Here is a 14,204-nt window from a genome sequence, read left to right as displayed (position 1 = left end):
AACGGCAGTAATTGGATTAGTTACAATAGTGATAGGAGCGATATTTAAAATCCTCCTGCTCGCAACGGCATTATTTACTATTGGCACGTTAGTGCACGCAAAGATCCAGAAGCGTAGAATGAAAGCAGCGCATAGCGATCCACAGCACGCAGTTATGCCATTAGAAAATTCTTTACAGGATACACCGAAAATTGTTCCTATCTATTAACGTATTAAAAGAAAAAAAAATGTTTAGAAAAGATGCATACAACAGTGTAAATCAAGGCCTCGGCAGGGACTGCCGTGGGGATTTTAGAAGAAAGTTTGAAAAATTACAACATCACCTATTCAACGATTCACCTCCGTTTGCCAGCAAAGGTGATCAGAAAACTTATATTCCGGTAAATATCGCGGAGAACGATGAATTCTATCAAATCCAAGTATTTGCAGCAGGCAGAAAAAAAGATCAGTTTCAAGTAAATATCACAGAGCAGGTGCTCACGATTACTTGCAAAGAGGCAGAAATAGAACCTGGGTTAAAATATGTTTACCAAGAACAACATGTAGGTGCTTTTAAACGTGCATTTCGATTACAAGACGATTTACTAATTGAAAATGTGCACGCAAGCTACGAAGAAGGGATCTTGACGATCATCTTGAAAAAAGATCCAGATAAAATGCCTGCGGGACAAGAAGTTTTAGTGTCCTAACACCTAACGTAAAATGGGTACTTAATAGGTGCTTCAGCTATGGATAAATCATAATGTTTAAGCCTCGGATACGACCGAGGCTTAAACATTAAAACAAATCCTATCGTTATTGTTTGTGCAACTTACCTATTCCCTTTACATAGGAAGCTTCGATCTCAATTCCTTTTGTAGCTGTTGCTGTAGGGATATCGATTTGATAGATATGTAATGATGCCCCTACTTTGGCTGGTACATAAGCTTTATCGCCATCCACAAAGGCCGGCTCAGAATACTGATAGATGGGTGCATCCTTCACCGCTGTAATGGTTCGCGCGACCAGGTCCACAATAACGAACGTGAGGTTGGTTTGATCCCACTGTCCATTTTGTTCGGCCGTATACTTGTGCGCCAGTAGCTTATTATTACCTATGTAGGTTGCTTTGATAAGCTTACCGCCATTCGGTATACCTTCGGTTTTAAAATGATAGCCTTTATCAAATTCGGTAGTACCTGCCTTGATGCGTAAAATACCACCTTCTTTATAATTTCCTTTTGGGTCGAATCCATAGCCGCCGTGATAAACCGTATACACGTCGCCATTCTCTGCCGTGAATATACCCGATATGTTAACGGGAGCACCTGCCGGGCCGGTACGGTCGTCTTTGATAACGGTTTCCAGTTCAAATTCTGGATAGCTATATACCGCAACGTAGTTCGTGTCTAAATTCGGGCTAACGCCGTTCGCGTAAGGAAAGATGGTTTGGTAAACCCGGTCGCCGCTGACCGCCATGCCGGTATGGCGCCAGCCGTGTTTGTTTTCCGGATCTTTGTAGACATCTTTGGCCGGAACTTTTACCGTCTCTTTCACGGTGTAACCATCGGTATCAACCTCAAAAAATTCCATGTTGCCGTCAAATTTATCATCAACCACGAGCTTAGCGCCCAAGAAGGTTTTGTCATTATTGACGCTCAGGTAATCCTCGGCTCCAGTATTGGAAGTAACCCCTGTTTTCGCGGTCAGTCGGCTCTCGTTATTAATGTAATACGCATCGACGTTGTTGACGCCCAATCCGCCGATGGAATAAAAGTAATTGTTGATGTTCAGGTATTCGCGGTAACCCTCCTGCAGGATACCATTATTCAACAGGGAAATCTTGCCATTCAACAGGTCCTTGGTATGCACGATATAGTTGATATAATCGGTACCGGCCTCTACACCTACGCCTAAAACGTAAGCTTGACCACCTTCTATTATCGGTTCGTTGGGGCGGTCATTGCCCCCATTGTCATCTTTACTGCAAGAAGAGGCAGCAACTGCAAAGCCTAAAGCCAAGGCCACACTCCTGTATTGTTTTAACTTTCTCATAGCCATTTATTTTTGTATAAAGTATCTAATTTTTACGTTGAAAGAGCGTCCGGGTTTCTGCATCCTGTAGTTGTCAAACAGCCTACTATTCGTTAGGTTATGGCATTCTACGGCAATGTTGTATTTGCCCTGGCCGATACTGTAGTCTGCCAGAATGCTGTGTGCAAACTGCCGCGGGATCATGTCGGGATTATTAGCGCCCAGCTGTTCTGGGGTAAGGTAGTATTCCTCAATAAAATTGAGCCGGTACTGGATGTTGGCCGCCCCTCCTTTGCCGCCCACTTTCGGTAACTGCAGCCCCAGATCAAAATTACCAAAGAGGTAAGGTATATTGGGCACCTTGTATCCGTAATTGAGGTTCGGTTGGGTGGTCTCGCCACTCAGATTTCCACCGGTAGTGAATTCCGTTTTATCAATGATATTTTGATAGCTTAGATTGACACTGCTGTAGAGCCTGTTTTTCCAATTGTAGCGTATCTCGCCTTCCACGCCCGTGGTTCTGACATCGCCTACGTTGATGAATTTACGTCCCGTGGGTTGATTCCGGCCTTGCTCCTGCCGGATGAAGTCAGTAGAATTCCGGTAAATAAAATTGGCTTCCGTCTGGAAGTTGTGTACTTGATTGACGGTAAAGGCATATAAGCCCCCAATATTGATGTTATCGCTTTTTTCTGGCGTTAAGGTTTCATTGCGAATGGTGAACAATCCATCGCCCAGCAGCTCCAGCGGTTCAGGCAGCCGATAAGCATGTTCGTAGGAAGCTTTTACCTGCATTCGGGGCAGTAAAAAATAAGTCCCTGCAAGACCATACCCTACATTATCCTGGCTGGTGGCTATTTCGGCATACTCGGGCGTCAGTGTTTGGGAAATATTCTCAAAGGATTCGGCATGGAGGCCATAATACTTGGCAAATACGTTGGTGCGCAATGCACCAAAACGACTGTCCAACCCCAGTCCCAGGTTTTGCTTCTGCAGACGCTGCGGCATAGTATAAGCCACATTATTCGGCTGTTCAACATCACTGGACTTCCGCTTAAAGTCTGTTAATACGTAGTTTAGGGACAGCCGGTGGTCTTGGTGCAGTGTATAAGCGAGGTTGGCTGTCAGCAGGCTTTCGCCATCGCGTTGGCGCAACTGGGTACGCTGCCGTTCGGCACCGCCACTGCGGGGCGTGGTTTCCTGTAGCCAGTTGTATGTTAAACCTACGGTATCGACAAAATGGTTGCGGGTACTATTGTAGGCTCCGTAGAGGTTGAAATCCAATCCGTTCACAAACAGGTTGTCCTTTTTATACTTCAAGGTAGGAATGATCGAATTACTCGATTGGGTCATGGCACCAAATACTTGGTCCATCACCACACCGGTTTGGATATCTTTATCGTTCTGCCCGGCAAGGATCCCTACAAACAACTGATCCGCAAAGGCTTTATCGCGCACGCCGACCTCCACCTGCCCTCCCAGCGAACTGTAGCCGTCGTGGAAACGTTTCACCTCTTGCTCCGGGAGCACGGTGTTGCCTCTGATCGGTTCCACGTTCACTTTATAGCTGTTGTCGGAATAATTGTAAAATCCATTGAATCGGACAGCCAACCCGGTTTTTGCATTTGTATACGCACCGTTCAAACCGGCCTTATGGGTATTGAAGGATCCTATACTATAGGAGACATCCATATAGTTGAGGTTGCGGCGGGTAACCATATTGATGGCTCCACCGAGGGCATCGGCACCCAACGAAACAGGTACGACGCCTTTATAAACTTCAATTCTTTCTGCCATGTTCGCCGGAAAGTTGTTGAGCGAGAACGACGAACCAAAGTTATCCATCGGGATGCCGTCTAGGAAAAACTTGAGGGACTTGCCGCTGAAACCGTTCAAGGAAAAATTAAAGTTGGAACCAAGTCCACCATCTTCACGGACACGGATGCCTGTGGTACGCGTCAGTAGTTGGTTGATATCGAGTGTAGAATTATAATATTGCTTGGTTTCTACGACGTTGACATTAAAAGGTTCCTCTTTAATTTCACGGCTTTCTGTTTTTTTATGGATATGAACCGCATCAATTTCTTTTTGCTGTGATACAGTTTTGGTGGTATCTTGTGCCATCGCCAAGCGGGTGTGGGCTGTCCAAATTAAGGGTAGTAACAACAGAACCCGTACGCTTTTTGGATATAGAGTCATCTTTTTTGCCATCATTTTCCACCTATCCATAGAGGAGTTATTATATTTGTGGGCAAATATAATATTATTTAGACTGAATTTAAACAAAAACAAAGATCACGCATAAAAAAGTGGTCGCATGGCACGATGCAACGGGTGAAGAAAAAAAAGAAAAAAAAGACAACCATACGGCGGATTAATGATTGGCTGCATCTTTGGTTGGGGTTAATCTCGGGTATTATCGTATTTATTGTGAGTATCACAGGCTGCTTCTACGCCTTTCAGCAGGAAATAAAAGATCGAATCGAGCCATGGCGCTTCGTGGAAAAACGCACAGAGCCCTTTGTACCGCCGAGCCGCATCTTGGATATGGCAGCGGTGTATATGCCCGGGCAGCAGCCTACCGGCCTGACCTACGGACATAGCGGCGAAGCTGCAGCTGTCGGCTATATAGGGCGGACAAATGGTAAGGCGACATTTTCGGTGGTTTTCATTAATCCATATACGGGCGAGTTTTTGAAAAAACAGACACCCCGTGGAGGTGGTGAGTTCAATTTCTTTAATTTCATCTTGGATGGGCATACAGCATTGTGGTTACCTTACAAAATCGGGAAACCGGTTGTGGGCGTAGCTACGTTGATCTTTGTTGTGCTGTTATTTACTGGTTTAGTGATGTGGTGGCCGAAAAGATGGCGTAAAGCAACTAGGAACAAGAGTTTTAAGATCAAACTTACAGGAAGCTTCAAGCGGGCTAACTATGATTTACACAATGTGCTTGGGTTCTATAGCCTAATTTTTGCGTTCATCCTCGCCGTAACAGGATTGGTATGGAGTTTTGAATGGTTCGATAAAGCCGTATACTACGTCGTTTCTGGAGGCGAGATGAAGCAGGGGCACCATCATCCCCACTCCGATCTATCTAATAAAGATTTGCCATGGGAAGATGCCATGACACCGCTCGACAGGGCTTGGTACACGACACTGGAAACAGCGGATGATATTAACGGCATGTACATGACGCCTTACCCTGCGGATGACGACGACCCTATTGACATTACCGTTTATCACCTCAGGGGCCAGTGGTACGACCATAGTGAATATTTTTATGATCGATACACCTTAGCCCCCTTGGAAATGGAAGGCAGCAAATATAGGGAAGCATCATTTGCTGATCAGCTGGCCATGATGAACTATGATATCCACGTGGGCTCCATAGGTGGTCTGGCCGGTAAAATTTTCGCTTTTTTTATCAGTTTGATTTGTGCCAGCCTGCCTATTACGGGTTTTTTGGTGTGGTGGAATAAGAAGTGAAGGTGATCATAGAGGCGGGCGAGCCCAAACCGTGTGGCGCTTTTCATACCAAACTTTGTAAGTATGACTTGGCAGGACAATAATAAATCTATGGAACAGTTCTTTATACGTATAGATACGATATACATAAAACTTTCTTTTTTTGATAAAAAATCTAAGAAAAAAACCTTATCGATTTTTTAATGACGGAGCTTTAATCTTTCTTAACCATAGGCTTTAATCCAAGGTTATCAAGCATAGCCATATCTTCCGAAACACCTGGATTTGGAGTGACTAGCAACGTCTCTTTTTCTCCCGTGAATATGGAATTTGCTCCTGCCATGAAGCACCAAGCTTGTTCTTCCTCTTCCATTTCCATACGCCCTGCACTTAGGCGAATCATCGTGGAAGGCATAATAATCCTTGCTGTCGCTATCATCCGTACCATATCCCAAATTCTAACTTTTGGTAGATTTTCAAGTGGCGTCCCTTCCACGCGTGCAAGCGCATTGATAGGAACAGATTCGGGATGCTGGGGCATATTGGATAATGTACAAAGCATCGCTATCCGGTCTTCAACAGTCTCGCCTAGTCCGATTATTCCTCCCGAGCATACGGTCATCCCGGCCTTTCGGACATTGTTGATCGTATGAAGCCGATTATCGAACTTGCGTGTCGAAATTATCTTGTCGTAATAGGCTTCAGAAGTATCTAAATTGTGGTTATAAGCAAAGAGCCCAGCTTCCTGTAATCTTTTTGCTTGATCTTCGGTAAGCATGCCTAGTGTGCAACAGACTTCTAATCCCATCGCGTTGATAGCAGAAACCATCTCCAGCACCCTGTCAAAATCACGGTTATCCCTAACTTCGCGCCATGCCGCGGCCATACAAAAACGAGAAGCGCCGTTTGCTTGCGCCCGGCGGGCATGGTCTAGTACCGTATCCAGCGGAAGTAATGCCTGTACTTGTATATCGGTATGATAGCGGGCAGCTTGTCCACAGTAGGAACAGTCTTCCGGGCATCCCCCGGTCTTGATAGAAAGTAAGGTTGATAGCTGAATTTCGTCAGCCTTATGCCACATCCGATGCACGGTGGCGGCTTCATAGATCAAATTCAGCAGGGGTTTGTTGTAGATTGCTGTTATTTCCTGTCGGCTCCAATCGTGCCTAAGCTCCTTTTTATGTTCTATGTTTTCATCTAATAACATAGTGACAAAGGTAATAGACCAGCTTATTAACCTGCCGCTCCGGTTTTAACAATTCAGATAGTCCGCTACTAAAAATACTACCTGTATTAGATGCCAAAGATATATTGGTCTAGAAATAATATCAAGATGCTCTGGCATAATATTTCTATAGTTAGAATTTAAATTATCCAAACTAATATAAGTGCTTCTGTCATTTTTGAATCTGTACTTTTTCAAATTTCGTAAACGTCCAGGCAGTATGGCGTTTTTCATACCAAACTTTATAAGTGTGATTTGGCGGGACAGTGAAATTAAACGTCAGTTCTGTAGCTGAGTCGTCCTTCGGCAAAAAAGTCGAAAGAAGGGAATCAGCAATCTCTTTAATTTGTTTATCGTTAAGCATTGTTATTTCACTTTTTTGATTTCCTATATTTCATCTACATTTCCGATATCAAATATAAGCCCAAATAACCAGTTATTGCGCATTATTCCTCACGTACGGATCCTAGTTGTATCTGGCCAAACAGAGCATGGTAGAACAAAAGAGGGTTAGGACACAAAAGCTACGTCAAGAAACACGTAAAATACGTTATCGGAAAAAATAAATACCGAAAAACAATAAATAAAATAATACTGAAAGTCCATGCCAGAAGCTAGAAAACAAACTTTAGACTCGACCTAAGCTCTAAAAGAGCGCTTTATACGTATAAATACGTGCTCTAGGTATTTCTCGCATACCGCTGCGCTGAACGTGTCTACCGCTGCAAAACCGATCAATTTTAGCACAGCTTTTGTATACATATTCCCGACATTAAAAATTAGTCTACCTACATACAAAACATTGATTATGAACACAATTCAGTTACAGCAACAAATTGAGCAAAGCAGATCTGTTCTTACTAAGTTTGCAAGAAAGTTTACAAAGGATCCGGATGATATCCAAGATCTGGTACAGGAAACGTTAGTCAAGTCGATCAAGTACATTGATGAGTACGATAATAACCCTCGAATTATGTCGTGGCTTTACGTTATCATGAAAAATCTGTTTATCAATCAATACCGTCGCGGCCAAAGGAGGTTAGAATATGAAAACGCACATATGTGCGACGTGCGTGCTATGGGTTACAGTGAACCCTTTAGCCAAAACAACGCTTACGGGAAATTTACGATGGAGGATATTGAATCGGCAATGAAAAAATTACCAGCTGAGAGCAGTGAAATTTTTAACATGCATATCGAAGGCTATAAATACAGGGAGATAGCGGAGTATTTTAACATGCCAGATGGTACGGTCAAAACACGTATACACCATGCACGTAAATTTCTACAGGCACAGCTGTCTACATATAATAAGGTTAGTTAGCATAGTGCATCTAATCCAATGCTTATCGGTCTGCAGGTCTCTCCCTGCGGACTTTTTTATTAGCACCCAAAATTCTATCTTTTTATGCGCTATCCTTATATTTTTTCTTTACTTTATACCGAAGTCTCTTTATGTATGATAAATGAGCATTTACAACGATAATTAAAAAACAATGATAGCAATAGGAACATACAACACCCTTAAAGTCACCGGTCAGAACAGTAATGGTTTACGATTATCCGATGGTGAAACAGAAATTTTATTGCCTTCGGCCGAGGTACCCTCAGAAGTGACGATCGATGACGACATCCGGGTGTTTGTTTTTGTCAATAAAGCGGGAGAGACGGTCGCAACCACCAAACCGGCATTGGCCGAAGTCGGTGATTTCGCGTTTCTAAACGTTGTCGCTGCCTCTGAAATAGGCGCATTTTTGGATCTGGGTATCGACAAGGATATTTTTGTTCCTACTAAAGAACAGCGCTGGCCCATGCGAAAAGGCGAAGCCTATGTGGTATACTTATATTTGGATGAAGAAAACGAACGTATGCTTGCCTCTACAAAACTACGCAGGTTTATTGAGGAGGAAGATGTAGACCTAGAAGTAGGGGACGAAGTTGATCTGTTGATCGCCGAAGAGACCGATTTGGGTTTCAACGCCATCATCGACAACCGTTACATTGGATTATTATACCACAACGAGCTATTTGCAAATATCGCCGTTGGCGATAAGCGTAAAGGCTGGGTAAAAAACATCACCATAGCCGGCAAAGTAGACCTCAGCTTGCAACCACAGGGTTTTGGGCATGTGCTTGACACCAAGGAAATGCTGCTACGTGTCCTCATGGATGAAGGTGGACGCATCCCCTTGGGCGACAAAAGTGATCCGGAAGAAATACATGATCGCTTTCAGATAAGCAAAAAAGCATTCAAAAAAGCGATAGGCGGGCTATATAAAGAGAAGCGCATCATCTTAAGCGATTATGAGATTAAACTCATATCATAGCGTTTATCATTTAAAAAAGCGTTAGGTTTTTCCGATAGTAGGATGGGCTCATATGTACATGTTTCTTAAAAGATTTAGAAAAATGGAAACGGTCGGAAAAACCACAATCATGCGCGATTTCATCTAAACTTTTATCAGAGTGATGCATTAGGTTAAGCGCATTTTCAATGCGTTTTTTTATGATATATTGCTGAATGGTGATTCCTGTTGCTCTCTTAAAAAGTCTAGCAAATGAGTTGGCCGCCATGTTTGCCATCGTCGCGAGTGCATCATTGGTAATCATTTTATCGTAATTATTATCCACATATGCCATCGCTCCAAAAATACGTTGATCCATCGTCTTAAATTCAGTGAGCAAATTCTCTAGCTGTACTAAACATAAACCTATTAACATATTAACTTTGAGACAATCAAAAAAATTGAACGGGTGGTCTTGTATACAGGTGTGTATAATTTCCGCTATCAAACTCAGCTTTTGATCAGTCAGCTCCAAACAATACACGCCACCACCGGCGTAGTCTAACGGAAATCCTAACGAAAAGTGGATGAAGAGATGATCCACCTTATTTGTTGCTTCTATTTGTTCTAGTATATCGGCCTCGGTAAACTTCCGTCCGGAGATACTTTCATTATTGCCTCGAACGTTGGTTGTATTTAAACGAGTTGAAAATGAAGTGTTGGGCGGTATAATAACCAGATTATCTTTGTTCAGCATAATAGATCTATTATTATGGATGATCTCGGCACCGTCGACGGTGTTGTAATAGATACGCCAAAACGGCACAGATAAGTCAAAGCACGCCCACTCTTCCAATATCCAGTATCTACAGCAGAAGAGTTTTATGTTTATTTCCCTGAATGTCTGCCGTATGGAAGAGGGATCAATTTTAATTTCGTGAGGAACCCTGTTAATCATGGTATGTTTATTTTGTACATAAAATGGTTTAGTTAAGATACAGTATCACTAAAATTTGTTTCAGTACTTTACATCAACAATTTTAAACAGAAAAGATACAATTATAAAGTATTAACATTATTTATTTTTCTTAACAGCAATATATAAAGAAGCGTAAAAGTCTAAAAATCCGTTTTCAGCCCTTCGATTTATTGTAATTGTGGGGATGCAAACTAACTAATTGATTAATATGAAATTACATTTTGCAAGTTTTTACCGCATTCTATTTTTATGCGCTATGTTTTGTTCCGTCGCTACTGCACAGCATACGCCAAACAAAACGAAAGAGTTGACCAATAGTAAAGCGAATGGGTTTAGGGGAATATGGTACATGATCCAGCCTACGGGCGACGAATACGCCTTTAAGTATAGTGGCGGGCTAGGGACTTACCCTGCCAATCATAGGCCTTTCGCAGTCTATGTTGAAAAAGTAAACAGGACCTACTTCTGTTATGGTGGCACGGATGAAAACAACAGTACATTATTGCATAATGTTTCTTTTTATGATCACCGCACCAAGAAGATAGCAAATCCCACTACGGTTCTCGATAAAAAAACCGTGGATGCGCACGATAACCCCGTAATCGCTGTCGATGCCGCAGGCTATATCTGGATATTTTCTACATCACACGGGGTCGAACGGCCATCCTATATCTCAAAATCGACCAAACCACACGACATTGATCAATTCGAATTGGTTGAAGCAACAGAGATGGTAAATGGGGAGAAGAAACCCTTTACTAATTTTTCTTATTTCCAAGTCTATTACGATGACGACAAGGGCTTTCTTGCTCTTTTTTCAAGATACGATGCCAAACATAGACGGGTCATAGGCTATAATACCAGTAAAGACGGTCAACATTGGGATGAATGGAAGGTGCTAGGTAATATAGAGGGCGGACATTACCAAATTAGTGCGATGTCAAATGGCAAAATCGGAGTCGCCTTTGATTTTCATCCCGATGGGAAAGGGTTGGACTACAGGACAAACTTATATTACCTCGAAACATCCGATTGGGGTAAATCGTGGCAGACAGTGGACAAGCATATCATGAAACTGCCCTTAACAACCCGGAACAACACTGCGTTAGTGAAAGATTTTACTTCGGATAAATTGAACAACTATCTGCTCGATATCGATCTTGATGAAAACGGGAATCCGTTGATTTTAACAATCTCTAGTAAAGGACCGCAACCTGGACCACGAAATGGGTCTCGGGATTGGCATTTCTTCCATGTAGACAAAAAATCGAAAAAATGGAATAATACGGTCATTACCTCTTCGGACAGTAATTATGATATGGGCTCGGTCTATGCGGAGAGCAACGGGCGCGTGAGGATCATTGGTCCGACGGAGACAGGGCCGCAGGCGTACAATCCCGGTGGCGAACTTGCGATATGGGTAAGCCAAGACGGGGGAACGAACTGGAAAAAGAAAAAGGAAATAACCCAAAACAGCTCTCGGAACCACGCTTATGTTCGGAAGCCTACTAATGCGAAAAAAGATTTTTACGGCCTATGGGCTGATGGCGATGGGCGTAAACCTTCGGAATCCAACATCTACTTTACGACTAAGGAAGGAGCGGTATTCATGCTTCCGCGTCAGGCGACAACGGATTTTTTTGAACCGCAAAAATTGAATTTAACTACCGCACAGGCACAGGAAAAATTAGCTGTTAGTATGATAGACGAGAAGTTGGATAACGCTGTACAGCAGATAAAAGTGCTGGCGCAGCGTTCCGCCAAAAATATGTTGCCAAAGACTTACGACAATGGAAAGAACTTTGATTCAGAAACAGGTTGGTGGACATCAGGATTCTATCCGGGTACATTACTTTATCTGTACGAACATTCGGGTGATAAAGAATTATTGACGTTAGCAAAGCAGAAATTGAAACTTCTGGAAAAAGAACAATTTAATACGACAACACATGATCTGGGTTTTATGTTGTACTGCAGTTTTGGAAATGCGATGCGTATTACTGGAGATACAGCCGCATATAAGGAAATTTTACTTAAAGGCGCCGAATCGTTGGCTACCCGGTACAGCCCAGTAACAAAATCAATTCGTTCGTGGGACTTTGACAACTTTCCGGTCATTATAGACAATATGATGAACTTGGAGTTCTTGAACAGCGCAACACGATTGAGTGGCGACCAAAAATTTTATGATATCTCTGTAACGCACGCCAACACGACCATGAAAAATCATTATCGCAAGGATTATAGCTGTTACCATGTGGTCGACTACAACCCCAAAACGGGCGGTATTATCAAGAAGAAAACCAACCAGGGCGCCTTTGATGAATCGGCGTGGGCGAGAGGTCAAGCTTGGGGCTTGTATGGATACGTTATGATGTACCGTGATACAAAAGATAAGAAGTACCTTTCGTTTGCGAAGAAAATCGCAAAATATATGTTAGCGCACCCCAACATGCCCGACGACCTGATTGCCTATTGGGATTATGATGCACCTGACCTTCCAGCAGATAGTAAATATGTAAAATATAAACACTATCGAGACGCTTCTACGGCTGCAATAACCGCATCCGCCCTTATTGAAATGAGTACTATGGTGAAAGGAAAGCTTTCCAAAAACTACTTGAAAACAGCGGAAACCATGCTGTACAATTTGTCTACTGCGCCATATACCGCTGAACTGGGTTCGAATGGTGGTTTTTTACTGAAGCATAGTGTAGGTTCGATTCCACACAATAGCGAAGTCGATGTTCCGTTAACCTATGCTGATTATTATTATGTAGAAGCGCTACTTCGCTATAAAAACCTCATCAAACAGGAAAATGAAAACTAACGTAGCTATCAAGATGTGTTTAACCGTGTTTTTATGCACGCTGCTAACACGACAGGTGATTGCCCAAAAGTTTGATAATAACTGGACCTCATTACACTCGAGACCGATACCATCCTGGTGGTCAGATGCCAAGTTCGGCATATTCATCCATTGGGGGCTTTATTCTGTCCCGGCCTACGCGCCCGTTGACGAAGTAGAGGGGGTTTACGAAAAATATGCTGAGCATTACCTTATGCGTCTTATGGAAAAAAATAGTGCATTCACCGATTACCAAAAACGTAATTATGGACCAAATTCGACGTATGCAGATTTCGCACCGATGTTTAAGGCAGAATTTTTCAATCCGGACAAATGGGCCGATTTGTTTAAAAGATCTGGCGCAGGTTACGTGGTATTGACGTCGAAACATCATGATGGCTACTGCTTATGGCCGAGTGTGCACAGCAAAGGCTGGAACAGTGTAGACTCAGGTCCTAAACGCGATATCATAAAGGATCTATCTAACGCGGTACGAGGTGCTGGTTTACGATTTGGGTTATATTATTCGCTGTTGGAATGGAATAATTCACTTTATACCTCGGGCAATATGGAGCGTTGGACGACAGAACATATGATACCACAAATGAAAGATCTAGTGAATAATTATCGTCCAGAAATTATTTTCGCAGACGGAGAATGGGATTATACAAGTGACAAGTTAAAAAGTACGACATTCTTGACATGGCTTTACAACGAGTCCCCGGTGAAAAATACCGTAGTGGTTAATGATAGATGGGGGAAAGAAACAAGAAGCAAACATGGGGGATATTACACGACAGAATATAACCTGATCGGTGACACGCTAACCACGGGTAGAATTCTACATCCTTGGGAAGAGAGCCGCGGGATTGGAACTTCTTATGGATATAATCGTTTTGAAACCACCGCACATTATTACTCCTCCAAACAGTTGATCGATTTACTGATAGAAAAAGTCGGAAACGGCGGTAATCTTTTGCTTAATGTCGGACCGGATGCAAGGGGACTGATTCCTGTCGTTATGGAAGAGCGTTTGCTTGCTATCGGTAATTGGTTACGTGTAAACGGAGAGGCGATTTACGGCACGACCGCATGGAACGAACGACCGCTACAGGAAGAAAATGGCATCTATTATACCCGGAAAGGTAACGACTTGTATGTCATCTGTACCAAGTGGCCCGAGAAGGAACTGATCGTTGACGGCGTTCGCCATGCGCGCACTGTGACTTTGCTAGGGACAGATTTACCCGTAAAATGCAAAACAGCAAAGAATAGGTTGCGCATCCATCCACCCCAAATTAACCCGACGAACGCGCCTTGTGAGCATGCTTGGGTATTTAAGTTGACAGACGCCATGTTGCTGACACATTAAAATAAACATGTACT

11 protein-coding genes are annotated in these 14,204 nt (G+C 42.9%); 6 read left to right on the top strand and 5 right to left on the bottom strand.

Translation table 11 applies throughout. The features are described from left to right. Nucleotides 1-227: 227 nt before the first annotated feature. The gene (locus C5749_RS16895; RefSeq protein ID WP_146113780.1) at nt 228-689 is read left to right on the top strand and encodes an Hsp20/alpha crystallin family protein; all 462 of its coding nucleotides are present in this window, start codon (nt 228-230) and stop codon (nt 687-689) included. A gap of 106 nt (nt 690-795) precedes the next feature. Here C5749_RS16895 and C5749_RS16890 read toward each other — a convergent pair whose 3' ends face one another. Both C5749_RS16890 and C5749_RS16885 read right to left on the bottom strand, forming a co-directional pair. Beyond that, nucleotides 796-2,034 (bottom strand): DUF4374 domain-containing protein, encoded by a 1,239-nt coding sequence (locus C5749_RS16890; RefSeq protein WP_181151499.1) that lies wholly within the window; start codon nt 2,032-2,034, stop codon nt 796-798. Between the two features lie 6 nt (nt 2,035-2,040). Then, nucleotides 2,041-4,242, bottom strand: a complete 2,202-nt coding sequence (locus tag C5749_RS16885; protein ID WP_105727412.1) for a TonB-dependent receptor — start codon at nt 4,240-4,242, stop codon at nt 2,041-2,043. Nucleotides 4,243-4,347: 105 nt separating this feature from the next. Between C5749_RS16885 and C5749_RS16880 the strand changes: the two genes are divergently transcribed. Further along, a complete protein-coding gene (locus C5749_RS16880) occupies nt 4,348-5,502 on the top strand; it encodes a PepSY-associated TM helix domain-containing protein (protein WP_219848019.1) in 1,155 nt (384 codons plus the stop codon). A 193-nt stretch (nt 5,503-5,695) separates the two neighbouring features. On the opposite strand, the gene bioB is transcribed toward C5749_RS16880, so the two are convergent. Together bioB and C5749_RS16870 are read right to left on the bottom strand one after the other, a co-directional pair. Continuing rightward, nucleotides 5,696-6,688: a biotin synthase BioB gene (bioB, locus tag C5749_RS16875; protein ID WP_105727410.1), complete on the bottom strand. Its 993-nt coding sequence runs from the start codon at nt 6,686-6,688 to the stop codon at nt 5,696-5,698. A gap of 190 nt (nt 6,689-6,878) precedes the next feature. Next, nucleotides 6,879-7,070 carry a hypothetical protein gene (locus C5749_RS16870; RefSeq protein WP_105727409.1) on the bottom strand — a complete coding sequence of 64 codons (192 nt, stop codon included), beginning with the start codon at nt 7,068-7,070 and terminating at the stop codon, nt 6,879-6,881. A 444-nt stretch (nt 7,071-7,514) separates the two neighbouring features. On the opposite strand from C5749_RS16870, the gene C5749_RS16865 reads away from it, so the two are divergent. Further along, a complete protein-coding gene (locus C5749_RS16865) occupies nt 7,515-8,030 on the top strand; it encodes an RNA polymerase sigma factor (RefSeq protein WP_105727408.1) in 516 nt (171 codons plus the stop codon). A gap of 172 nt (nt 8,031-8,202) precedes the next feature. Further along, the gene (locus tag C5749_RS16860; RefSeq protein ID WP_105727407.1) at nt 8,203-9,033 is read left to right on the top strand and encodes a CvfB family protein; all 831 of its coding nucleotides are present in this window, start codon (nt 8,203-8,205) and stop codon (nt 9,031-9,033) included. 10 nt (nt 9,034-9,043) lie between these two features. Here C5749_RS16860 and C5749_RS16855 read toward each other — a convergent pair whose 3' ends face one another. Continuing rightward, the gene (locus C5749_RS16855; RefSeq protein ID WP_105727406.1) at nt 9,044-9,949 is read right to left on the bottom strand and encodes a helix-turn-helix domain-containing protein; all 906 of its coding nucleotides are present in this window, start codon (nt 9,947-9,949) and stop codon (nt 9,044-9,046) included. A 229-nt stretch (nt 9,950-10,178) separates the two neighbouring features. Between C5749_RS16855 and C5749_RS19910 the strand changes: the two genes are divergently transcribed. Both C5749_RS19910 and C5749_RS16845 read left to right on the top strand, forming a co-directional pair. Further along, nucleotides 10,179-12,800, top strand: coding sequence for a BNR-4 repeat-containing protein (locus tag C5749_RS19910; RefSeq protein ID WP_342748720.1), 2,622 nt, complete (start codon nt 10,179-10,181; stop codon nt 12,798-12,800). Continuing rightward, nucleotides 12,790-14,190, top strand: coding sequence for an alpha-L-fucosidase (locus C5749_RS16845; RefSeq protein ID WP_245893824.1), 1,401 nt, complete (start codon nt 12,790-12,792; stop codon nt 14,188-14,190). Before C5749_RS19910 ends, C5749_RS16845 begins: the two co-directional genes overlap by 11 nt. Nucleotides 14,191-14,204: the final 14 nt, after the last annotated feature.

Origin of the sequence: Sphingobacterium gobiense, assembly GCF_002980575.1 — a bacterium.
Lineage (GTDB): Bacteria > Bacteroidota > Bacteroidia > Sphingobacteriales > Sphingobacteriaceae > Sphingobacterium > Sphingobacterium gobiense.
This window is presented reverse-complemented; position numbering and strand designations above follow the sequence as displayed.